Annotated in this window: 14 protein-coding genes and 5 tRNA genes; 17 read left to right on the plus strand and 2 right to left on the minus strand. The window is 41.3% G+C overall.

Annotated elements, in window-relative coordinates; genetic code table 11:
• Nucleotide 1 precedes the first annotated feature (1 nt).
• Complete coding sequence (polA, locus tag LK453_RS06340) at nt 2-3,058, minus strand: DNA polymerase I (RefSeq protein ID WP_379652699.1); 3,057 nt, start codon at nt 3,056-3,058, stop codon at nt 2-4.
• 454 nt (nt 3,059-3,512) lie between these two features.
• Complete coding sequence (locus LK453_RS06345) at nt 3,513-3,923, minus strand: organic hydroperoxide resistance protein (RefSeq protein WP_007395736.1); 411 nt, start codon at nt 3,921-3,923, stop codon at nt 3,513-3,515.
• Between the two features lie 679 nt (nt 3,924-4,602).
• On the opposite strand from LK453_RS06345, the gene LK453_RS06350 reads away from it, so the two are divergent.
• The 17 genes from LK453_RS06350 to rpoC all read left to right on the plus strand — a co-directional run bounded on the left by LK453_RS06350 (nt 4,603) and on the right by rpoC (nt 24,807).
• Nucleotides 4,603-6,198 carry a peptide chain release factor 3 gene (locus LK453_RS06350; RefSeq protein ID WP_201534503.1) on the plus strand — a complete coding sequence of 532 codons (1,596 nt, stop codon included), beginning with the start codon at nt 4,603-4,605 and terminating at the stop codon, nt 6,196-6,198.
• A gap of 458 nt (nt 6,199-6,656) precedes the next feature.
• The gene (locus LK453_RS06355) at nt 6,657-7,538 is read left to right on the plus strand and encodes an RsiV family protein (protein WP_201534506.1); all 882 of its coding nucleotides are present in this window, start codon (nt 6,657-6,659) and stop codon (nt 7,536-7,538) included.
• Between the two features lie 250 nt (nt 7,539-7,788).
• A complete protein-coding gene (locus LK453_RS06360) occupies nt 7,789-8,970 on the plus strand; it encodes an FHA domain-containing protein (RefSeq protein WP_201534522.1) in 1,182 nt (393 codons plus the stop codon).
• 94 nt (nt 8,971-9,064) lie between these two features.
• Nucleotides 9,065-9,140 (plus strand) — tRNA-Thr (locus LK453_RS06365).
• 70 nt (nt 9,141-9,210) lie between these two features.
• Nucleotides 9,211-9,294: transfer RNA gene (locus LK453_RS06370), tRNA-Tyr, on the plus strand.
• Between the two features lie 100 nt (nt 9,295-9,394).
• Nucleotides 9,395-9,468 (plus strand) — tRNA-Gly (locus LK453_RS06375).
• Nucleotides 9,469-9,496: 28 nt separating this feature from the next.
• Nucleotides 9,497-9,571: transfer RNA gene (locus tag LK453_RS06380), tRNA-Thr, on the plus strand.
• Between the two features lie 328 nt (nt 9,572-9,899).
• On the plus strand, nt 9,900-11,090 hold the full coding sequence (gene tuf / locus LK453_RS06385) for an elongation factor Tu (RefSeq protein ID WP_007395991.1): 1,191 nt from the start codon (nt 9,900-9,902) through the stop codon (nt 11,088-11,090).
• Nucleotides 11,091-11,418: 328 nt separating this feature from the next.
• Nucleotides 11,419-11,494: transfer RNA gene (locus LK453_RS06390), tRNA-Trp, on the plus strand.
• A gap of 137 nt (nt 11,495-11,631) precedes the next feature.
• Nucleotides 11,632-12,105 (plus strand): preprotein translocase subunit SecE, encoded by a 474-nt coding sequence (secE, locus tag LK453_RS06395; RefSeq protein WP_007395732.1) that lies wholly within the window; start codon nt 11,632-11,634, stop codon nt 12,103-12,105.
• A gap of 238 nt (nt 12,106-12,343) precedes the next feature.
• Nucleotides 12,344-12,874 (plus strand): transcription termination/antitermination protein NusG, encoded by a 531-nt coding sequence (gene nusG / locus LK453_RS06400; protein ID WP_011961254.1) that lies wholly within the window; start codon nt 12,344-12,346, stop codon nt 12,872-12,874.
• Nucleotides 12,875-13,006: 132 nt separating this feature from the next.
• Nucleotides 13,007-13,438, plus strand: a complete 432-nt coding sequence (gene rplK, locus LK453_RS06405; RefSeq protein WP_007395730.1) for a 50S ribosomal protein L11 — start codon at nt 13,007-13,009, stop codon at nt 13,436-13,438.
• Entirely contained in the window at nt 13,439-14,140 is a 702-nt protein-coding gene (gene rplA / locus LK453_RS06410) for a 50S ribosomal protein L1 (protein WP_201541716.1), read from the plus strand.
• A gap of 482 nt (nt 14,141-14,622) precedes the next feature.
• Nucleotides 14,623-15,150 carry a 50S ribosomal protein L10 gene (gene rplJ / locus LK453_RS06415; protein ID WP_007395728.1) on the plus strand — a complete coding sequence of 176 codons (528 nt, stop codon included), beginning with the start codon at nt 14,623-14,625 and terminating at the stop codon, nt 15,148-15,150.
• Between the two features lie 137 nt (nt 15,151-15,287).
• Entirely contained in the window at nt 15,288-15,665 is a 378-nt protein-coding gene (gene rplL / locus LK453_RS06420; protein WP_110817018.1) for a 50S ribosomal protein L7/L12, read from the plus strand.
• 625 nt (nt 15,666-16,290) lie between these two features.
• Complete coding sequence (rpoB, locus tag LK453_RS06425; RefSeq protein ID WP_007395727.1) at nt 16,291-20,409, plus strand: DNA-directed RNA polymerase subunit beta; 4,119 nt, start codon at nt 16,291-16,293, stop codon at nt 20,407-20,409.
• Between the two features lie 168 nt (nt 20,410-20,577).
• On the plus strand, nt 20,578-24,807 hold the full coding sequence (gene rpoC, locus LK453_RS06430; protein WP_007395726.1) for a DNA-directed RNA polymerase subunit beta': 4,230 nt from the start codon (nt 20,578-20,580) through the stop codon (nt 24,805-24,807).
• The last annotated feature ends 201 nt before the right edge of the window (nt 24,808-25,008 follow it).

Genomic DNA, 25,008 nt, shown 5'->3' on the forward strand with positions numbered 1-25,008 from the left:
CTTAATGAGCCTCATCCCAGTTATCGCCAACACCAGTTTCAACCAACAACGGTACAGCGAAATCAACTTCCCAGCCCATCTCTTTGGCAGTATCACTCAGTACATCTTGCATAGCATTTTTGATTAGCTCACCAATCTCATCGGCTTTGTCGCTATCGACCTCAAATACCAATTCATCATGTACTTGTAGTAGCATTTTGGCGTTTTGTTTAGGCAATACTTTGTCTACCGCTATCATCGCCAGTTTAATTAAATCAGCAGCACTGCCTTGAAGCGGCGCATTAATAGCAGCACGTTCAGCACCACGGCGTACCATCTGATTGGTGCTATTAATATCCGGTGTATATAGCTTACGACCTAGGATAGTCTCAATATAGCCCTTATCTACCGCGTTATCACGGGTGTCTTGCATATACCGTCTGACACCAGGGTAGCGCTCGAAATATTGATTGATATAGTCTTGAGCTTCACCACGAGACATTTGCAGCTGTTTGGCAAGGCCAAAGGCACTCATACCATACAGTAGACCGAAGTTAATGGCCTTAGCATTACGGCGTTCAGTAGGGGTGACCTCATCAACCGTTTTACCCAATACTTCAGCGGCAGTCGCTGTGTGAATGTCTAAGCCTTCATTAAACGCTTTGGTTAAGTTGGCGTCCCCTGAGAAGTGAGCCATCAGACGTAACTCAATTTGCGAGTAATCCGCTGCCAATAGCACACGGCCTTTAGGGGCAATAAATGCCTGACGAATAAGTCGACCGGTCTTAGTGCGAATCGGGATGTTTTGTAAGTTAGGATCAGTAGAAGACAAACGGCCAGTACTGGTTAAGGCTTGATGATAGCTAGTATGCACACGGTCTGTATCTTTATCAGCGACAGCATCAAGTGCATCGGTATAGGTGTTTTTTAGCTTAGCGAGACTACGATATTCAAGGGCAATTTCGGCCAGAGGATGGTCAATTTTAGACAACACCGCCTCCCCGGTTGAGTACTGACCCGACTTAGTCTTTTTACCACCGATAACGCCAAGCTTATCAAACAGCACTTCACCCAACTGTTTGGGAGAGCCTAAGTTAAATTCCTCACCCGCTTCAACATAAGCCTGCTTCTCAAGCTCAATAATCTCTTCATCAAAGCGCTCGGACAACTCGTTTAAGAACGAGCGTTTGATCATAATGCCTTCTGATTCCATCTGACATAATATCTGGGCCACAGGAATCTCAAGCTCATGTAGTAGGCGTTGATTGACCGTATCGTCTTTAAGTCTATCTTGGAATAGCTCAAACAATTGATAGGTAATATCGGCATCTTCACAAGCATAGTCACTGGCAATATTAATAGCGACTTTATCAAAAGTAACTTGCTTAGCCCCTTTGCCAGCGACATCTTCAAAGCTAATAGTTTGGGTATGCAAATAATGGCGGGCAAGATCATCCATGCTATGACGGGTAGCAGCCGCATTTAATACGTAGCTTGCCAGCATCGTATCCATTTCCCAATTTTTAGGCGACGTGTTTAACTCGATACCGTACTTTCTCAGCACATGGGCATCATATTTTAGATGCTGACCGATTTTACCAATTTCAGGGTTCTCCAAAATGGGTTTTAATTTGGCAAGCACCATATCACGGTCAAGTTGTTTAGCGATTAAAGGATCCACTTCAGCATTTGCTACTAGTTCCGCTTGTTCTGCTTCTTCTTTCTTATTTTTCGCCTTTTTTTGGGGTTCACTATAGTCCACGTGCGCCAGAGGTACATAATAGGCCTCATGTGCTTGTACCGAAAATGACAAACCCACTATTTCAGCTTCTCGCCAGTTAATGCTAGTTGTTTCGGTATCGACTGCAAAATGTTTGGCACTTTGTAATTGGTGGAACAAAGTATCTAACATGTTTTCATCAAGCACAGTGTGCCAAGCTTTGTCATGGGTTTTGCTGTTTTTGATATGTTCAATGATAGAAGTCTGTTTTTGGTTTTGCAGCGTTTTGGCCACTTGTGCTTGTGACTCGGCGTCTGCTTTGCTATCGGCCACACTATTGGCAGACGAATTAGCAGGATGATTGGGATGATCTAGTGATGCCAATTCATTTTTAAACTCTAGCTCGCTATACAGCTCACGCAGCTCTTCAATATGTGCTGTTGGATCGGTATTAATACGTAAATCTTCCCAGTCTTGGCCTATCTCAAGGTTGGTAACAATAGTCGCAAGCTGACGGTCACGAGGAATGTTATCGGCAAACTCGACCAGTTTTTCACCGACTTTACCTTTAATTTCATGCGCATTAGCAACAATATTATCGACAGTTTGATACTGATTAAGCCACTTAACGGCAGTTTTTTGACCAACACTTGGGATACCTTTAATGCCGTCAGAGGCATCGCCCATCAGTGTGAGTAGGTCAATCATCTGATTGGGCTTGATGCCATATTTGTCTTCAACCCCTTGTACATCGACGACTTTACCAACAAAACTGTCTTCTAATATTACGCAGTCATTAATAAGCTGCATCATATCTTTATCACCACTTGAGATAACCACATGATGACCTTCTTGTACCGCACGATGGGTTAGCGTACCGATAATATCATCGGCCTCAGCGCCTTCGATGCGTAATAAAGGAATCCCTAAAGCACGCACTAACCGGTGGATATAAGGGATTTGCTCTGCAAGCTCAGGGTCCATTTTAGGACGATTGGCTTTATATTCTTCTGACATCGCATGACGGAAGGTAGGGGATTTGGTATCAAAGCACACAGCCATGTGGGTGGGATTATAACGGCGCATAACTTTTAAAAGAGCATTTAAGGTGCCACGAATAGCATTGGTGGTCAGCCCTTGGGAATTCATCATAGTTTTGGGTAGCGCATGATAAGTTCGGAATAAATAATAAGAGCCATCTACCAAGATAAAAGGGGGGCGTTCTTTATCAATATGACTGGTGTCCATAGTAGCGACATTGGGCATGTGCTCAAAGTTAGGCATTACATTAGGATCAAGGGCCGCATGCGAAGTATCGGCAGTGGTATCAAGGGTAGTATCAGGGGTGTTATCGGTCATAAAAGTTACTCAATTAATTTAACGTTATTAGTATCTATTGTAGAAATCAGAGTATCGGTAATAAAAACACGAATAAAAGGAACAGTGATAAAGTGATAAATAGTGGTTTAGTAGTGATAAAACTATAAATTAGTATCACTGCGATAAAATTACCGCCATAAAAAAATAGGCTAGGCAGCCGAGACATTGACTATAAAATCATTATAACGAAAAAATAGGGTGTCGATAGGATGATTGTTTATTGAGTCGGTGCAAAGCTTATAAATCAGTCGTAACTATAGGGTTAATAGCATCAAACCGTTTAAACACAAAAGACCCAAATCACTAAATATGATTTGGGTCTAAATTTTTTGCACTAAACGCTAATAAATACTAGTAGGGGTTATAAAGTAGTCTTACTCAACTTACAAACTTATAATATTTTTTATTGCTGTAAGCCAAGACTAGCCAAGCTTTATTTAACCTCAGAAGTTACTTTGACCTCAATATTACCGCGAGTGGCTTTAGAATAAGGACAAACTTCGTGAGCCTTCTCAACCGCTTTTTGAACATCTTCGGCACTAAGATCAGTATTAGAAGCAATCACGTGAAGGGTAACAGCTAAATTATAATCGTGATTGTCGCTTTGTAAAAGATCAACATTGACTTCAGTGGTAGAGTCAAACTTTACGCCCTGCATCTGTTTAACCACACCTAGTGCACTATCAAAACAGGCGCCATAACCCATCGCAAATAACTGTTCAGGATTATTACCTTTTCCCGTACCTGGGGCACCCATCTTAATTTCTAAATCACTATCATTCAGTTTGGCTGAACCCATGCGGCCGCCAACGACAGTTGCTTTTGTAGAATATAAAGTTTTCATAGAGATCCTTTTTTATCTTAAGTTATTGTTTTTTATAAATGCTAATTTTTATAAACGCTAACATTTGTCTTGAATCTAATATTTTGTTAAACCTAAAAAAGGTTTTTATCCTAACAATCACTTTGGAGGAAGTTGATTTCTAGTTTTTAAAATATTAGTTGTTAAAATATTAGCTATGAAAATAGTAAAGTTTCTTGAACACGCAATCAGCATAGCAAAGGATTTTCTCTTTGTCGTTTGTGAGTCGTAACGCTTTACTGGGACTTTGTAAGCTTAACTTACACTGTGTTTTATAATGCTCTTATCTAATAAATAGCTTTGGCCCAAGTCGTTATCTTTAAGTTTATTAAATGACAGCTATTCAGTGATAGGGAGGGTAATGGCCAATGAATCACTAATGAATCGCTAAGCAGACTATAAACTTACATATCTCTTATAATAAACCTGAGTCTTAAAATAAGGTTTTACAATAAATTGCTATTTAAGCCCTGAACATCTTCTGCAGTCGCAGCGTAAATCCGTTACAATACGCACATTCATTTTGCTAATTATTCATTATCTTTCTAAAGTACTTTTTTCTGCTGTACTTTCTTTTATCATGCTTTTCATATTGAACATTATTTTCAATATTGAAGTGCAGTGAAGAAATACCTTCCACATTGAAGTTGAAAACCAAATTATGAGCGTAGATCTAAAAACCTTAAACAAAGAAGTTGCCAAGCGTCGCACTTTCGCTATTATTTCTCACCCCGATGCCGGTAAAACAACCATGACCGAAAAGCTATTGCTTTGGGGCCAAGCGATTCAGGTGGCTGGTGAAGTAAAAGGACGTAAAACTGATCGTCATGCCACCTCTGACTGGATGAGCATGGAGCAAGAGCGTGGTATTTCGATTACCACCTCAGTGATGCAGTTTCCTTATAAAGGCCATGTGGTTAACTTATTGGATACCCCGGGCCACGCTGATTTCTCAGAGGATACCTACCGTACCCTAACTGCAGTAGATAGCGCGTTGATGATGGTAGATGGGGCAAAAGGGGTCGAGGAACGGACCATCAAATTGATGGAAGTGTGTCGTATGCGCGATACACCGATTATCTCATTTGTGAACAAGTTGGATCGTCAGATTCGTGATCCTCTAGAGCTATTAGATGAAATCGAAACGGTGCTAGGTATTAAGTGTGTGCCGGTAACGTGGCCAATTGGTATGGGTCAGGACTTCGTAGGGGTATATCACCTTACTGAAGATAGAACTTACTTATATCAAAAAGGTCATGGTGGCGAAATCACTGAGATTGAGACCCGTGAAGGTTACGATTATCCAGATATTCGTCAACGTTTGGGTGATTTGGCTTTTGCTGCCTTTGAAGAGTCTTTAGAGTTGGTACAAATGGCGCTAGAGGACTTTGACGTTGAGATGTTCTTAAAGGGTGAAATGACCCCTGTGTTATTCGGAACTGCTTTGGGTAACTTCGGCGTTAACATGGTACTAGATACCTTAATTGAGCATTCGCCACCACCAAAAAGTCATCCGACTAATGAGCGTGAAGTCGATGCCAATGAGACCAGCTTTACAGGCTTTGTGTTTAAGATTCAAGCCAATATGGACCCACGTCACCGTGACCGTATTGCCTTCTTACGGGTTTGTTCAGGTAAGTATGAGAAGGGCATGAAGATGAAACATGTTCGCTTGGGTAAAGAGGTGCGTATCTCAGATGCCCTAACTTTCTTAGCCGGAGACCGTGAAGCATTAGAAGAAGCCTATCCAGGGGATATTATTGGTCTGCATAACCACGGTACTATCAGTATTGGCGATAGTTTTACTGAGGGTGAAGAGCTGAACTTTACCGGTATTCCTCATTTCGCCCCAGAGTTATTCCGCCGTGTGGTACTGAAAGACCCGTTGAAGTCTAAAGCGTTACAAAAAGGCTTACAGCAGCTTTCTGAAGAAGGGGCCACTCAGGTATTCATGCCGCAGATTAACAACGACCTAATCTTAGGGGCAGTGGGTGTGCTACAGTTTGAAGTGGTGGCGCATCGACTCAAAGAAGAGTACAAAGTACAGTGTACTTTTGAGCCCGTCTCTATTGCCACAGTACGTTGGATTCACTGTGATGATGAAGTGGTATTGGCCAAGTTTAAGAAAAAGGCACATGATCAGCTGTCAGTTGATGGAGGTGGGCATTTAACTTATCTAGCGCCAAGCCGAGTTAATTTACAGTTAATGCAAGACCGCTATCCAGAAGTGACCTTTAGCAATACCCGTGAGCATTAATTGATAGGGTTTTGGTTAAGGCTATACTGTGAATAGCAGCAGAGGTTGATTGACAAAGGGTGCTCTTAGGGAGCGCCTTTTTTAATGACATTTATTTGACACCCGTAATACGCGGATTCAATACCTAGCTATACGTTAAGAGCCTGAGGTTAAGCTATGAAACTTTAACAGGTAGCCTGTTAGATCAAATGTATAAATTATTATGATGAATATGATGAATATATAGGTGAGTTGCTAATTAAACGCTTTAAAACATAGTTTCAACACATTGGCCAAATTTTTACTATATATTTAATTAGAAGAGCCTATTTAAGCGAAACAAAGTATTTAGCTGTTTGTCTGGCCAGTTATTTAACTAGCTATTTGGGCGGTTATTTAGATGAGACAGCTCAGATTATTACTAAATCGGCAGCTATTACGCTATCAATTTTACCAATAAACCAATAGAGACGAGTGCCATGTCATTACCATATAGAATCTTACCACTCTCTAGTCCCAAATTTAACACGCGTAAGCTTCCAAAGATTCTAAGCTCAGCTTTGGCTAGTTCTTCAATTGCGATGGGTATGATTGGTCTTCTATCGACTCCGGCTCAAGCCGCCGAATTGATGTATGACAGTACTTATTTGAACTACACCTTGCCAAAAACGGTCACTGAGACCTGCTATAGCCGAAAAGACTACACGTGTCCTGAAATTACTATCAAGTATGCTAAAAGTAGCCAGGACTGGATTAATAGCATTATAAATAACCGTATTAATCTATTACTACCCGAGCTGCAGACAGGATATGGTGCTGAAAGTAAAAACAAGCCCAAAAAAATGTCAGAAAGCGATGTCAAAAAGTTATTAGATAATTTTGCCAAATCACAATTAAAGGATATTGATGAAGGCAGTAGTCTTAATTATCATTTTGAGGTCGAGCCAAAGTATTTAGGCCATGTGGGTAGCGTAGAGCTGTTTGAAATTACCTCTTATGTTTATTTGGGAGGGGCGCATGGGGTAGGTTACGCTGAATATCTGATGTTTGATATGGACTCAAGGCAGCAAATTACGCTAAAAGACGTGCTAAATTCAGGGCAGCAAACAAAGTTTAAAGCTTTGGCGTATACTGAATATAAAGACTGGGTGAAGCAATCGGACAACGATATTAAAACTTTTGAGCAAAACTGGCCCTTTGTCATGACTGATAATGCAGCACTGACTGATAAAGGCATAACCCTGACTTATCAACCTTATGAAATAGCGCCTTATGCCTATGGCATGCCTAAGCTAACGGTGCCTTATGCTAAACTTAAAGGTATCGTGAAACCAAAATACTTACCACAGTCTAATAAATAAACTGGTATTGGTTATAAAATCAGGTTATAAATTAAGTTAGATTAGCGTTTAATGGCGTTTGATATGAAGGAACATTTCTCCCGCATTAATAGACGCTGTAGCTGTACTAGACTAGTAGACAAGCTATCTTACGAGAAGTCTGCTTAGTTTAAAGGCTAATAAAAAATTTACAGGCTAATAAAAATACACTGAAAACAATAAATATTATTCTATTTATTCCAATAATTAACATTAAAAAAGAGGTTTTTTTATGACTCATTCTGACGCCAAACAGTGGCAACTTACTGCCCTAACCGAAGCCCTAGGTAATTTAGAGCTAAAGATAGAAGATAAGCTAACAGTAGGTCGTGGCCAAGACAATGACGTGGTACTAGGTAGCAAGCAAGTCTCTCGTCAACATGCCGAATTAACGGTAGTTAATGATCAGCTGTCTGTACAAGACTTGGGCTCTTCTAATGGCACCTTGGTTAATGATGAAAAGCTTGTACCCCATGAACCTAAAGTACTCAAAGACGCAGACGTGATAACTTTTGCTGCGTTTAGTTTCCGAGTCAATCAAGTACAAACTGTACAACCAGTGACTGCCGTTCCTGTCGTAGATAAGGTAGAGCCTGCTAAGTCTGAGCCTGAAGCTATCAAGACTGAAACTATTAAACCAGAAGCTGAAGTAGTTAAACCTGAAACTGAAACTGTTACACCTGAAACTGTTACACCTGAAACTGTTACACCTGAAGTAATTACCTCTGAGCCGCTAGTATCTGAATCGATTGAATCTAAACCAGTCGTTTCTGAACCGGTTGCGGTAGACACGCCAAAACCTGCGACTGATTCAGTTGAGCATAAGCACAAAACATTGTCAGAAGAGAATGCCATAGCCGAACAGACCAAAAATAATGCTGAAGCAGTGGAAAGAGCAGACATAGATGGGTTGAGTGAGGCTGAGTTAGATGAGAAATTAAAAGAAGAATTAGAAGGGCCTATCTCGTTCGGTGATCCTAACCAACATGAATCTGTAAATAGCAAAAAAGAGCACTTTGAGGAGTTGGCGGCAGAAGCTGATCCAGAAGTACATAAATCTAAGCAAGCAGCTGCCGCTCAAATGTCAGCAACTACCAATCTTCATGAAAATATAGAAGAGACGAAAGCGGTAGAGCCTAAAGTTAAGCCTAATGTAGAAAAATCTGCTCCTGTTACGACAGAAGCGCCAATCACAACCCATAAAGTTGAAGAAACAAAAAGAGTAGACACCTCGAACAACTCATTCAATACTGTCAACGAACCACAGCAACATAACGTGGCTCATGTCAGTAATTCGGAACCTGCTCCAAATAAAGTCAATTCGGGCAAAAACACTACCTTTTTATGGATGGCCTTGATTTTAGTGGGCTTAGCGGTTGCTTTATGGCTATATAACAGCGGAACTTTAGGCTAAAAAACGAAAAATTGAAAAAAAATTGAAAAAAATGAAAAAAAAGGTTGTGTTTTAAAAAATATTTGCTAGAATACTCACCACTTCGAAGGAACAAGCCGACTTAGCTCAGTTGGTAGAGCAACTGACTTGTAATCAGTAGGTCGCCAGTTCGATTCCGGCAGTCGGCACCATTCGTCCTTCAAAGTACTTTGCTTAACGGCAATTTAGTAAAACTATTATCCAACTTAGTTTTACACCTTAGGTGGGGTTGGGGAGCGGTCAAACCCAACAGACTGTAAATCTGTCGCGAAAGCTTCGAAGGTTCGAATCCTTCCCCCACCACCATTTTCTAGTACTATTTTCAATTAGTGTTCAGTATACTCTACCTTGATCAGCACACTGCCAAATCCAATGCAAGTGGCAGCACAATTAAAGCTGTGATACTGCGGGTGTGGTTTAATGGTAGAACCTCAGCCTTCCAAGCTGATGGCGCGGGTTCGATTCCCGCCACCCGCTCCAACTTATATTTAAAATAAAAGCACATTATGCTCATATAGCTCAGCGGTAGAGCACTCCCTTGGTAAGGGAGAGGTCTCGAGTTCAATTCTCGATATGAGCTCCACTATTTTAAATTAGCTAAATATCCCATAATAGTGCTTTGAGTTGGTCGTATACTTATTTTCAGAACCGTTGATTAAGAAATTGAGCCTAGCACCGTTTGTGCTAACTCTAAACAGTTAGGTGATTATTTAAGATAAAACTTAAATTTATTTACAAGGGCTAGTTAATGACCTTGCACCAAGTTACATCACACCGCTAGTTGATTTATCGATAGGCAGCACTTAGTGTTGCCTTTTAGTGTTGTAATTTACTAAATAATAGAAAATAACAACCTAATATTCCTTGTCGTACCATTTATCTTAGTAAACCCATAATAAGAGGATACACTCATGGCAAAGGCCAAGTTTGAACGCAACAAGCCACACGTTAACGTTGGTACAATCGGTCACGTTGACCACGGTAAAACTACTTTAACAGCTGCTATCGCAACTGTTGCTGCAAAAACTTTTGGTGGCGAAGCCAAAGACTATGCTGCAATTGACTCAGCACCTGAAGAAAAAGCACGTGGTATTACTATTAACACTTCACACATTGAGTATGACACTGAAGCACGTCACTACGCACACGTAGACTGCCCAGGTCACGCTGACTATGTTAAAAACATGATCACTGGTGCGGCACAGATGGACGGCGCTATCTTAGTAGTATCAGCTACTGACGGCCCAATGCCACAAACTCGTGAGCACATCTTGTTATCACGTCAGGTTGGCGTACCATACATCATGGTATTCATGAACAAATGTGACATGGTAGATGACGAAGAGTTACTAGAATTAGTAGAAATGGAAGTACGTGAATTACTTTCAGACTATGACTTCCCAGGTGATGACACTCCAATCATCAAAGGTTCAGCACTAGAAGCGCTAAACGGTAAAGATGGTAAATACGGTGAGCCAGCAGTAATCGAATTACTACAAACTCTAGACACGTACATCCCAGAGCCAGAGCGTGACATCGATAAGCCATTCCTAATGCCTATCGAAGACGTATTCTCAATCTCAGGTCGTGGTACTGTAGTAACTGGCCGTGTTGAGTCTGGTATCGTTAAAGTTGGTGACGAGATCGAAATCGTTGGTATCAAAGACACCGTTAAAACAACTTGTACTGGTATCGAGATGTTCCGTAAGTTACTAGACGAAGGTCGTGCTGGTGAGAACTGTGGTGTACTACTACGTGGTACTAAACGTGAAGACGTACAGCGTGGCCAAGTATTAGCTAAGCCAGGTTCAATCACTCCTCACACTAAATTTGACGCCGAAGTATACGTACTGTCAAAAGAAGAGGGTGGTCGTCACACTCCATTCCTAAACGGCTATCGTCCACAGTTCTACTTCCGTACTACTGACGTAACTGGTGCAATCCAATTACAAGACGGTACTGAAATGGTAATGCCAGGCGATAACGTTGAGATGAGCGTAGAGCTAATCCACCCAATCGCTATGGACAAAGGTTTACGTTTCGCAATTCGCGAAGGTGGCCGTACTGTAGGTGCTGGTGTTGTTGCTAACGTTAAAGACTAATAACTCATATTAGTTAAAACGTAGTAAAGCAGTATGCTAAAAAGACCGTCTCGAAAGAGACGGTCTTTTTTATGTGCGCTATCTTTATAAAGAAAAAGAGAAAAGGAAGCTATCGACTAATAAAAAATAAAATAGTTAATATGAGGGATATAATTTGATCAAAATTAACTTGAGTTCAGTGCAGTAACTCCTTAAAATAGCCCCTAAAATGACTATATGTAGCCTGTTATCTCTTTGGTATCACAGTCTTTTGGAAGATTCCTAGTCAGTATTACTCACAAGGGTTGCATTCCATAAAAAAGATTGTATAATAGTCAACCTTAACTAAAGGCGATTGGCTCAATTGGTAGAGCATCGGTTTCCAAAACCGAGGGTTGGGGGTTCGAGTCCCTCATCGCCTGCCACTTATATTATAACTGTCTAAGCTTGATAGCTTTCTAAGTGTAATAGCTTTCAAAACTTAACAACACTAAGTACTCTTCTTTTACCATACAGATAGGCGGCATTCATTCTATCGTCTACGTCGTAAGGCAATTCAACTATGAGCAATCAACAAGATAACCTAGAAAGTAAGGTATCTGACGCTAAGCAGGGCGCTCATAATACGTTAGGCAGAGACCTATCTGGTAAAAGCGCAGTAGAAGTTGCAAAGACCCGTTCACCAAAAGATATGGCGTTATGGGGTATTGCTTTAGCCTCTTTGATTGGTGCAACTTTAGTTAACTATAAGTTACCTGGAATTTGGCAGCCTGCCAATGATCTATGGACTCGTATTGGTATTATTGCGGCATTGATTGTACTTGCCATTATCTGTTTGGCATTAACTAATCAAGGACGTAGCTTTAAAATCTTGTTAAAAGATGCCAGTGTTGAGTTACGCCGAGTAACCTGGCCGAGTAAGAATGAAACCATTCAATATACTTGGCAAAGTTTGTTAGTAATTGCCATCGTTGCATTTATAGTTTGGATATTAGATAACTTCTTCACTTGGATGGTGGGTGTGTTCATCGGCTAGGTTCGATTTGAACCCTATCTATCTAGTACAAGAAGTATCAATCAGTTATAAGCATTTAAGTTTGTTGCTATAAATTAGGCTAAAAACTATAAAAAGTCGAATTATAGAAGCATAACATAATGAATAGAGAATGATCAGGGCTGGGCTTCATATAACCTTTATCTTAATATAAGTTATATAAGCATTACAGCCTGTTTTTTTAATCAGCAATCGTTTGATTGACGTCATGGAGAAAAATATGCGCTGGTATATTGTGCAAGCATTTTCAGGTTATGAAAAGCAGGTCCAACGCTACTTGACGGATCGTATCAATCGCAGTGAATTCGCTGATAAATTCGGTGAGGTTTTAGTACCTACTGAAGAAGTCGTTGAAATGAAAGACGGCAAAAAGCGTAAGAGTGAGCGTAAATTCTTTCCAGGCTACGTATTAGTAGAAATGGAAATGAATGATGATACTTGGCACATCGTAAATGACTGTCCGCGTATTACGGGTTTCATTGGCGGTACGCCAGAAAATCCAGCACCTATTACTAAAGTTGAGGCCGATCGTATTTTAAATCGCCTTAAACAAAGTGAAGAAGCACCGCGTCCTAAGACTTTATTTGAGCCAGGTGAAGAAGTTCTGGTTATCGATGGACCATTTACAGATTTTAAAGGTTTGGTTGAAAAAGTAGATTACGAAAAATCGAAGTTACAACTGACCGTAAACGTATTTAACAGACCGACTCAGGTCGAATTAGAGTTTAGTAAAGTTGAAAAGTTAAGCTAATTAGCTGACTACTAAAGCAACTGAGCTAAATATTTTACCCACCGGGGAGCGGATAGCTCTGCTTATCAACTTGCTTAAATAAAATTGGTAAGTGTGAGCAGTAAGCGTTATCACCCGTAAAGGAGAAAAATCATGGCTAAGAAGATTGATGGTTACATCAAACTACAAGTGCCTGCTGGCAAAGCAAACCCTTCACCACCGATTGGCCCTGCATTAGGTCAAAAAGGTGTGAACATCATGGCATTCTGTAAAGAGTTCAACGCAGCAACTGCTAGCATGGAACCAGGTTTGCCAATTCCTACTGAAATTACAGTATACGCTGATAAATCATTTACATTTATCATGAAGTCACCACCTGCTGCATTCTTGCTGCGTAAAGCTGCTGGTATTGCGAAAGGTTCTGGTGTACCAAATACTACTAAAGTAGGTAAAGTTACTCGTGCACAGCTTGAAGAAATCGTGCAAACTAAAAATGCTGATTTGACCGCTGCTGACCTGGACGCTGCTGTACGTACCATCGCTGGTACTGCACGTTCAATGGGCATCGATGTGGAGGGTGTGTAAATGAGTAAACTTACTAAACGTCAAAAATTGATCGCTGAGCGTGTAGAAAACGAAAAGTTATACACTCTTGAAGAAGCGGTAGCCATTTTAAACGAACTTCCACCTCTTAAATTTAAAGAGTCAGTTGATATCGCTATCAACCTTGGTGTAGATCCACGTAAATCTGACCAAGTAGTTCGTGGTGCAACTAACCTACCTGCGGGTACTGGTAAAACTAAGCGTGTTGCTGTATTCGCCCAGGGCGCTGCTGCTGATGCTGCTAAAGAAGCTGGTGCAGACGTTGTAGATATGGATGATCTTGCTGAACAAGTTAAAGCGGGCAACCTTGACTTTGACGTTGTTATTGCAGCTCCAGATGCTATGCGTGTTGTGGGTCAGCTAGGTACTATCCTAGGTCCACGTGGTTTAATGCCTAACCCTAAAGTTGGTACAGTAACGCCTAACGTTGCTGAAGCTGTAGCTAACGCTAAAGCGGGTCAAGCAACTTACCGTGTAGACAAAGCAGGTATTATCCATACGACTATCGGTCAAGTGGGTTTCACTGTTGATCAAATCCAGCAGAACGTACAAGCATTATTAGCTGACATCCGTCGTGCTAAGCCTGCTACTTCTAAAGGTATTTACATTAAGAAAATTACTTTATCAAGCACCATGGGTCCTGGTATCACTTTAGATCCAATCCCATACCGTATTGCTAAATAATTTCTTAGTTAATTAGATAGTAATCTAATTAGGTAGAAAAATTAGAGAGTTATTCCTACTATTTAGGTAGAGGCATAACTCTCAACAAATTAAAGTTTTAAATATTAGGTCAGCTTAGCCAAAGCTATGCTGTCTAAGACCGTAGGTAGGTATGTTTGATTATGAAGTCTTGTGACTTAATAGCTCATACATACTGTTAATTGATGTCGGTGCTATTTGCTAATTTTTTAATAATAAATTTATTTAATCGTTAGCAAGTGCCTAGCATTGGCCTACGCAGACGGTGACCCAAAAAAGTTTGATCATGGGAATTAATTCGGTTTTACCAATTTGATTTCTTATTCATTCTGATAAAGGTGCCGTATTCAGCGTTACTAGAGTGGTCAGAGATTATTTACTTAATGTTTGACCGTCAGCTTTAGTAATAGAAACGTCAATTCGACATTGTGCCAACAATGTTGATGAGATCAAGGAGTCAACTCATGGCATTAACGCTAGAACAGAAACAAAAAGTTGTGGCTGAAGTGTCTGAAGTTGCTGCAAATGCTTATTCAGCAGTTGCTGCTGATTATCACGGTCTTGAAGTAGGACAGTTAACTGCTCTACGTAACCAAGCACGTGAGAAAGGTGTTGTACTTAAAGTTGTTAAAAACACGCTAGCTAAGCGTGCTTTTGAAGGTACTAGCTTTGAGTGCATGTCAGATAAGATGGTTGGCCCATTGTTACTGGCTTTTTCTACTGAAGATTTAGGTTCAGCAGCTCGTGTAATCCACGAATTTGCTAAAGAACACAAAGCTTTAGAGCCAAAGCTTGTATCAGTTGGTGGTGAGTTGTTTGGTCCTGAGGAACTTGAGCGCGTAGCTAAGCTTCCAACACGCGACGAAGCACTATCTATCTTGATGGCAACAATGAAGGCACCAGTAACCAAGCTTGCACGTACTATGAAAGAAGTACCAGGCAAGTTTGTACGTACTGTTGCAGCAGTAAAAGACGCAAAAGAAGCCGCTTAGTTTATAGCTGCTTAATTTATATAAGTAGGCTACTAAGTTGTTTTCGATTGGTACAGTATGACTATCGCTTAGCGGCATAACTTACTGTATTGATCTTAATTAATCCCTTTAAATTTATCAGAATATGGAGAAATCCCATGGCACTATCTAGAGAAGATGTGTTAAACGCAATCGCTGAAATGTCAGTAATGGACATCGTTGAATTAATCAGCGAAATGGAAGAAAAATTCGGCGTAACAGCTGCTGCTGCTGTTGCTGCTGCACCTGCTGCTGCTGCTGGTGGCGCTGCTGCTGCTGAAGAAAAAGACGAGTTCGACGTTATTCTTGCTAGCTTCGGCGACAAGAAAGTTGGCGTAATTAAAGCAGTTCGTGAAGCTACTGGCCTAGGTCTTAAAGAAGCTAAAGAACTAGTTGAAGGCGCTCCAGCTCCTATCAAAGAAGGCGCTAACAAAGTAGAAGCAGAAGAGCTTAAGAAAAAGCTTGAAGAAGCAGGCGCTACTGTAGAACTTAAATAATAGATTTTTATCTGTTATGAGTTCGGTTAAGTGAGGGTTAAACCTTACTTAACCACAAAGCCAACAATGTAATATGCATTGTTGGCTTTTTTATTGGGTAGGTATAGGTAGTTGCTTTTTGATAAAAGATATTGTATAATCTCGCACTTGACCTTTTGTATTAGCCTAAATGGTTGGCAAGCGTCACGTTAATATCTTATCAACATCGGCTTAACGAACGTTTAGCGATTAATACAGACCAAGGGACAGACAATTTGCATGTTTAAAACATCGTTAGCTTCTATCCTTTTTATTTAGACCTAGGTACGCTCGTGCTTGGGGTTTTTTTGCATCTGTCATTTGGCATCTTTTAACCTAAATTAACTACTATTTTTTTAATAATTCGTTTTCAATAAACCAGCAATAACCATTAGCTATTAACGTTTGTAATGGGTTTGGCGGCGTCGACACTCAAATATTGAGTCAAAGCGTCATGATTGTATGCACAACAGGCATTATCAAAGGTCATTCTCACTGTTTCAATCTGATGATTCCTATTTAGAATTTGAGTTTAAAGTTAATTACTGACTACTTAATTTTTAAAAATGAATCATTTTTATTTTACTGTCTACTGTAAGGACTCTCGATGGCATATTCCTATACTGAAAAAAAACGTATTCGCAAAAGTTTTGCCGAGTTGCCGCATGTGATGGATATTCCGTATCTATTGGCAATTCAAGTGGATTCCTATGAGCAATTTTTGCAGGAAAATAAAAAGCCTAAAGCGCGTGAGAATACCGGCCTACAAGCTGCATTTTCATCTATTTTCCCAATCGAAAGTAACTCTAACAATGCCGAACTTCAATTCGTTGAATACTATTTAGGTGCACCAGAGTTCGATGAGCGCGAGTGTATTTCTCGTGGTTCAACGTTTGCAGCACCCCTACGTGTCAAAATCCGTTTAGTTATCAAAGACAAAGATAGCAAAGATAAAAATAGTAAAGCGGCTATTAAAGACATTCGTGAGCAAAACGTATACATGGGTGAAATCCCATTAATGACTGCTAACGGTACCTTTATTATTAACGGTACTGAGCGTGTTATCGTGTCTCAGTTACACCGTTCACCTGGCGTGTTCTTCGATCATGACAAAGGTAAATCTCACTCAAGCGGTAAAGTACTTTATAACGCCCGTATCATTCCTTACCGTGGGTCATGGTTAGATTTCGAATTTGATGCTAAAGATTTAGTATTTGCTCGTATTGACCGTCGTCGTAAATTACTAGGTACGATCATTCTTCGTGCGTTAGGCATGGATACCAATGAGATCCTAGACACTTTCTTCGAAAAAGTTTCTGTATACAAAGGCGAAGAGCAGTTTGAAATCGACTTAGTTGCTGATCGTCTACGTGGCGAGATGGCGCAGTTCGATATTGTTTCTCCAGACGGTGAAGTACTGGTTGAGCAAGGTAAGCGTATTAACGCCCGTCGTATTCGTCAGATTGAACAGTCTGGCATGAAAAAACTTGCTGTGCCTGATGAATATTTATATGAGCGTATTTTGGCAGAAGACATCGTTGTTAATGACGAAGTTATCGCCCGTGCTAACACGCTAATTGACCATGAACTATTGGTTAAGCTAAGTGCATTCGAAGCCAGCGATTCAATCAAAGAGTTCAAGATTCTATTCACTAACGATATCGATCATGGTACTTATATCGCTGATACGCTACGTGCAGATAGCACTGGTAGCCGTGAAGAAGCGTTGATTGAAATCTATAAAGTGATGCGTCCAGGTGAGCCACCAACGATTGACACTGCTGAAAAACTATTCGAAAGCATGTTCTTCAATGCAGACCGTTATGACTTATCTAACGTAGGTCGTATGAAGTTCAACCGTCGTTTAGGTCGTCCTTTTGAAAACACTGATGATCCAGACATTAAGCGTGAGCAAAGCGTACTAACTAAAGAAGACATCATCGATGTCCTAAAAGAGCTTATCAATATCCGTAACGGTATTGGTGAAGTGGATGATATCGATCACTTAGGTAACCGTCGTATTCGTTCAGTAGGCGAAATGGCAGAAAACCAATTCCGTGTTGGCCTAGTACGTGTAGAGCGTGCGGTTAAAGAGCGTTTAAGCTCAGCTGAATCTGATAACTTATCACCACAAGACTTAATTAACTCTAAGCCGGTAGCTGCAGCGGTTAAAGAGTTCTTTGGTTCGAGTCAGTTGTCTCAGTTTATGGACCAAAACAACCCATTGTCTGAGATTACTCACAAACGTCGTATTTCAGCATTAGGTCCAGGTGGTTTGACTCGTGAGCGTGCAGGCTTCGAAGTGCGTGACGTTCACAATACTCACTACGGTCGTGTGTGTCCAATTGAGACACCTGAAGGTCCAAACATTGGTCTAATTAACTCATTAGCGACCTTTGCTAAGACTAACGAATTTGGTTTCTTAGAAACCCCATATCGTAAAGTAGTAGACGGTAAAGTAACCGATGATATCGAATACTTATCAGCCATTGAAGAAGTAGGTACCGTTATCGCTCAGGCTGACTCTGAGTTAGATGAGAATGGTGTACTAGCTGAAGAAATGGTAATGGTACGTAGCGGTGGTGAATCAGTACGTATGCCTAGTGATAAAGTAACGCATATGGACGTATCACCAAGCCAGGTTGTGTCTGTGGCTGCCAGCTTAATTCCATTCCTTGAGCATGACGATGCTAACCGTGCACTTATGGGCTCGAACATGCAACGTCAGGCAGTACCAACTTTACGCGCTGATAAGCCGTTAGTAGGTACCGGTATGGAGCGTCACGTAGCCCGCGATTCTGGTGTTTGTGTGATCGCTCGCCGTGGTGGTGTGATTGAAGACGTAGATGCTTCTCGTATTGTTGTTCGTGTTAATGAAGAAGAGATGGCCCCTGGTGAAGCGGGTATCGATATCTATAACTTGATCAAATACACCCGTTCTAACCAAAACACTTGTATCAACCAACGCATTATTGTTAACCAAGGCGACGCAATCGCAAGCGGTGACATTCTAGCAGACGGTCCATCAACTGACTTAGGTGAGTTGGCATTGGGTCAGAACATGCGTGTGGCATTCATGCCATGGAACGGTTACAACTTCGAAGACTCGATTTTATTATCAGAGCGTGTGGTTAAAGAAGATCGTTTCACGACCATTCACATTCAAGAATTAACCTGTGTGGCGCGTGATACAAAGCTAGGTACTGAAGAAATTACTGCTGATATTCCGAACGTTGGTGAAGCTGCATTATCTGCGCTTGATGAGTCAGGTATTGTTTACATCGGTGCGGAAGTAGATGCTGGTGATATCCTAGTTGGTAAAGTAACCCCTAAAGGTGAAACGCAATTAACGCCAGAAGAAAAACTTCTGAGAGCCATCTTTGGTGAGAAAGCAGCAGACGTTAAAGATACTTCTTTACGTGTGCCAACTTCTACCAAAGGTACGGTTATTGATGTTCAAGTCTTTACCCGTGATGGCGTAGAAAAAGACGCTCGTGCTAAAGCAATCGAGAAGTCTCAGTTAGACAACTATCGTAAAGATTTAAAAGAAGAGTTACGTATCTTCGAAGAAGCAGCTCGTAGCCGTATTAGTCATCTATTAGATGGTAAAGCGATTAGTGGTGGTGCAGGTCTTAAGTCAGGTACGGTATTGGCAGAATCTGAACTATTAGAAATGTCTTTAGAGACCTTACTAGACATTCAACCAGTAGAAGAAGAAATCGCTGAGCGTTTAACTCAGATTCAAGAATTCTTAATCGATAAGCAAAAAGACATTGATACTAAGTTTGCTGAGAAAAAACGTAAGTTAACTGCGGGTGATGATCTGCAACATGGCGTACAAAAAATTGTTAAAGTTTACCTAGCGGTTAAACGTCGTATTCAGCCTGGTGATAAGATGGCGGGTCGTCATGGTAACAAAGGTGTTGTATCCCGCATCATGCCAGTAGAAGACATGCCATATGATGAGCATGGTAACCCTGTTGATATCGTATTGAACCCACTCGGTGTACCATCACGTATGAACATCGGTCAGGTTCTTGAGACTCACTTAGGTATGGCCGCTAAAGGTCTTGGCGACAAGATTAATGGCATGCTTAAAGCTCAAGCAGCAGTTGCTGACTTACGTGATTTCTTAGATAAGATTTACAACAAAGTGGGCGGTGAGCAAGTTGATTTAGACAGCTTGAGCGATGAAGATATCATGGCACTTGCTAATAACTTGCGTGATGGTGTGCCTATGGGTACTGCAGTATTCGACGGCGCACGTGAAGTGCAAATCGATGAACTGTTACAGCTTGCTGGTTTCCCAAGCTCAGGTCAGCAAACCTTATATGATGGTCGTACTGGTCAGAAATTTGACCGTCCGGTTACCGTAGGTTACATGTATATGCTGAAACTGAACCACTTGGTCGATGACAAGATGCACGCCCGTTCAACTGGCTCGTACTCATTAGTTACACAGCAGCCACTAGGTGGTAAAGCACAATTTGGTGGTCAGCGCTTCGGTGAGATGGAAGTTTGGGCACTAGAAGCATACGGCGCAACTTACACGTTGCAAGAGATGCTAACAGTGAAGTCGGACGATGTTGAAGGTCGTACGCGTATGTATAAGAACATCGTCGATGGTGAACAGTACATGGATCCAGGTATGCCTGAGTCATTCAACGTACTGACCAAAGAGATTAAGTCATTGGGTATTAATATTGAGCTAAAAGAAAGCAACTAGTGTTGATAGGGTAGATACAGGGCTGGTCAATAATGGCCCTGTGTTTGTCCCATTAGTCGTCCCCCTTTAACTCAGCCTAATTCATTGCCTTCAAACGGTAGGTTAGTGTCATTATTCAACTATAAACAATGGCCTAAACCCCGTGAACACATATAACGGAGAAGCAACTTGAAAGATTTACTCGATATTATGAAAAGCCCTGCCGACAACGGCAAACGTGAATTTGATAGCATTCAGATTTCATTGGCTGCTCCTGAGACTATTAAGTCATGGTCACATGGTGAAGTAAAAAAACCAGAAACTATTAATTACCGTACCTTTAAGCCTGAGCGTGATGGTCTATTTTGTGCCAAAATCTTTGGTCCAGTAAAAGATTTTGAGTGTCTTTGTGGTAAATACAAGCGCCGTAAATTCCAAGGCGTAATTTGCGAAAAATGTGGCGTAGAAGTGACCACTGCTAAAGTTCGTCGTGACCGTATGGGCCACATCGATTTAGCAAGTCCTGTTGCTCATATTTGGTTCTTAAAATCATTACCAAGCCGCATCGGTTTATTACTTGATATGACGCTACGTGATATCGAGCGCGTATTGTATTTTGAAAGCTACGTGGTAACTGATCCAGGTATGACTTCTTTAGAGAAGTATCAGCTATTAGATGATGAAGATTATTACAAAGCTTTAGAAGAATTCGGTGATGAGTTCATCGCTAAGATGGGTGCTGAAGCGATTCAAGACCTGTTAAAAGACATCGATATTGACGTAGAGATTGATGACTTACGTGAAGCGATTCCTAACACTGGTTCTGAAACTAAGCTTAAAAAGATGTCTAAGCGTCTTAAGTTATTAGAAGCTTTCCGTGACTCTAATAATAAGCCTGAGTGGATGGTAATGAGCATTTTACCTGTATTACCACCAGATTTACGTCCTCTAGTACCGCTAGAAGGCGGCCGCTTTGCGACATCAGATCTAAACGATTTATATCGCCGTGTTATTAACCGTAACAACCGTTTAAAGCGTCTTTTAGAACTTAACGCACCAGACATTATCGTACGTAACGAAAAACGTATGTTGCAAGAGTCAGTAGATGCGTTATTAGATAACGGTCGTCGTGGTCGTGCAATTACTGGTAGTAACAAGCGTCCATTAAAATCGCTTGCTGACATGATTAAAGGTAAGCAAGGTCGTTTCCGTCAGAACTTACTAGGTAAGCGTGTTGACTATTCAGGTCGTTCGGTAATCGTTGTAGGTCCTACATTACGTCTACATCAGTGTGGTCTACCTAAGAAAATGGCACTTGAATTATTCAAGCCATTTACTTACTCGAAACTGTTATCACATGGTATGGCGACTACCATCAAGCAAGCTAAAAAGATGGTAGAACGTGAAGAACCACAAGTATGGGATATGCTGGCCATGGTTATCCGTGAGCATCCAGTATTATTAAACCGTGCACCAACGTTACACAGATTGGGTCTACAAGCGTTTGAGCCAGTACTAATTGAAGGTAAAGCCATTCAGCTTCACCCACTAGTTTGTACCGCATTTAACGCTGACTTCGACGGTGACCAAATGGCAGTACACGTGCCATTAACCCTAGAAGCGCAGTTAGAAGCACGTACCTTGATGATGTCGACCAACAACATCTTATCACCTGCCAACGGTGATCCGATTATTGTTCCTTCACAAGACGTTGTATTGGGTCTGTACTATATTAGCCGTTCAGCTATTAACGCCAAAGGCGAAGGCATGATCTTCGCGACCGTTAACGAAGCATTGCGCGCAATTGGTTCAAACGATTTACACGTAAACGCCAAAATTAAAGTTCGTGTTACTGAGACCATCTTTGATGAAGAAGGTAACTCAACCAAGCAAACCACCTTAAAAGAGACTGTGGCAGGCCGCTTACTTATCTGGAATGTTATGCCTAAAGGTATGCGATTCGAAGAGTGTAACGTTGAGATGACTAAGAAAAACATCTCAAAACTAATGAACTCTTGCTACCGTACTCGTGGTGTGAAAGAAAGTGTTATCTTCGCTGACCAATTGATGTATTTAGGTTTTGCTCAAGCCACGCTTTCAGGGGTGTCTATCGGTATCGAAGACATGGTTATTCCACCTAAGAAGAAAGAGCTTATTGAAGCGGCAGACGCAGAAGTACGCGAAATCGAACAGCAGTTCGAACAAGGTTTCGTAACCGCGGGTGAGCGTTATAACAAAGTTGTTGATATTTGGTCACGTACCAATGATAAAGTCGCAAAAGCGATGATGGACAACTTGTCTACTGACAAAGTAATCAATGCACAAGGCGAAGAAGAAGAGCAGAAATCTTTCAACTCTATCTTCATCATGTCAGATTCTGGTGCTCGTGGTAGTGCGGCACAGATTCGTCAGTTGGCCGGTATGCGTGGTCTGATGGCTAAACCAGATGGTTCAATCATCGAGACCCCAATTAAAGCGAACTTCCGTGAAGGTCTATCGGTACTTCAGTACTTCATCTCGACTCACGGTGCACGTAAAGGTCTCGCTGATACAGCATTGAAAACTGCGAACTCAGGTTACTTAACCCGTCGTCTGGTAGACGTTGCGCAAGATTTGGTTATCACAGAAGATGATTGTGGTACTGAAAAAGGTGTTCGCATGACACCACACATCCAAGGTGGCGAGATCATCGAGAAGTTAGGTGACCGTGTACTTGGTCGCGTAGTAGCTACTGATGTTATTAGCCGTGAAGATGAAGTGTTGTTGCCAGCAGGTACCTTAATTGACGAACATGGCGTACAAGTTATCGATGACAATGGTATCGATGAAGTATGGGTACGTTCAGTAATTACTTGTGATGTACCACATGGTGTTTGTGCCCAGTGTTATGGTCGTGACTTAGCCCGTGGTCATAAAGTGAACATCGGTGAGTCAGTAGGTGTTATGGCTGCTCAGTCAATTGGTGAGCCAGGTACTCAGTTAACCATGCGTACGTTCCACGTAGGTGGTGCAGCGAGCTCGACTTCTGTAGATAACAGTATTTCAGCACGTAACACTGGTTTCATCCGTTTCCATAACATGAAGACGGTTGAGCACGTTGATGGTCACTTAGTTATCGTATCTCGTTCTGCTGAAATCGGTATTGCTGATGATGTAGGCCGTGAGCGTGAGCGCTATAAAGTACCTTATGGTTCAAGTGTTCTAGTGAAAGACGGTGATGAAGTTGAAAGTGGACAGGCTATTGCCAAATGGGATCCACACACTCACCCAATCATCACAGAATTCGCTGGTAAAGCACGTTTCAGCGATATTATCGATGGCTCTACTGCCACGGTTAAGATCGATGAAGCGACGGGTATGAGCTCGTTTGAGATTCTTGGTTCAAAAGATCGTCCAACCAACTCAAAAGACTTACGTCCAGCGATTATTCTAGACACTACAGCTGGTAAAGAAGTGGTTTACTTCCTACCTGCTGAAACCATTATCCGTGTGTCTGATGGTGAAGAAGTAACCGCAGGTTCAGTACTAGGTCGTGTGCCACAAGCCACTTCTGGTACTAAAGATATTACCGGTGGTCTGCCACGCGTTGCTGACTTATTTGAAGCACGTCGTCCGAAAGATCACGCCATTATGGCAGAGATGTCTGGTGTGGTAAGCTTCGGTTCGTCAACCAAAGGTAAGAACCGCTTTATCATTACTAACGAAGATGGCGAAGTGCATGAAGAGTTGATTCCAAAATGGCGTCAAATCAACGTATTCGAAAACGAAACCGTTGCTCGTGGTGAGGTTATTGCAGATGGTCCATTAAATCCGCATGATATCTTACGCTTACAAGGCGAAACTGCACTTGCTAACTATATTGTAGATGAAGTACAGGATGTATACCGCTTGCAGGGTGTTAAGATCAACGATAAGCACATTGAAGTGATTATCCGTCAGATGCTACGTAAAGTAGAGATTACCGATGCCGGTGATTCAAACTACTTCAAGGGCGATCAGGTTGAATACGCTGATGTGAAAGCAATGAACGAAAAACTGCTTGCTGAAGATAAATTCCCAGTACAGTTTGAGCGTCAATTGTTGGGTATTACCAAAGCCAGCTTGGCAACTGAAAGCTTCATCTCAGCCGCTTCGTTCCAGGAAACTACGCGCGTGTTAACTGCTGCTGCAGTGACTGGTAAAGTGGATGAGTTACGTGGCTTGAAAGAAAACGTTGTTGTCGGTCGCTTGATCCCAGCAGGTACAGGTCTTGCTTACCATGCAGCTCGTAAGAAAGCCAAAGAAGGTAAGGCTGCTTATGACGTAGAAAGCGCATTAGATGCTGCTTTTGACTTAGAAGCAAATACCACCGCTCAAGATTTCAGAAGCTTCGACGAAGCATTTGCTCAAGAGCTAAGCCAAGATAAGCCAGGTCAATAAGCTTTGCCTGTTTGATTTTGTTTAATCGAAAAAATAATTAAAAAAATCCGGCCTTAGGGTCGGATTTTTTTTATTTAAATAAAAGATGATATATCAGTCAGTTAACAACCTTTAAGTAAGGATTCAAATACAATTTTGCCTATCTTTAATAATAATCATAGTTCACAGTTGGAAAATGAACTTGATTCAGTATCGATAAGG

Source organism: Psychrobacter sanguinis, assembly GCF_020736705.1.
Classification (GTDB): domain Bacteria; phylum Pseudomonadota; class Gammaproteobacteria; order Pseudomonadales; family Moraxellaceae; genus Psychrobacter; species Psychrobacter sanguinis.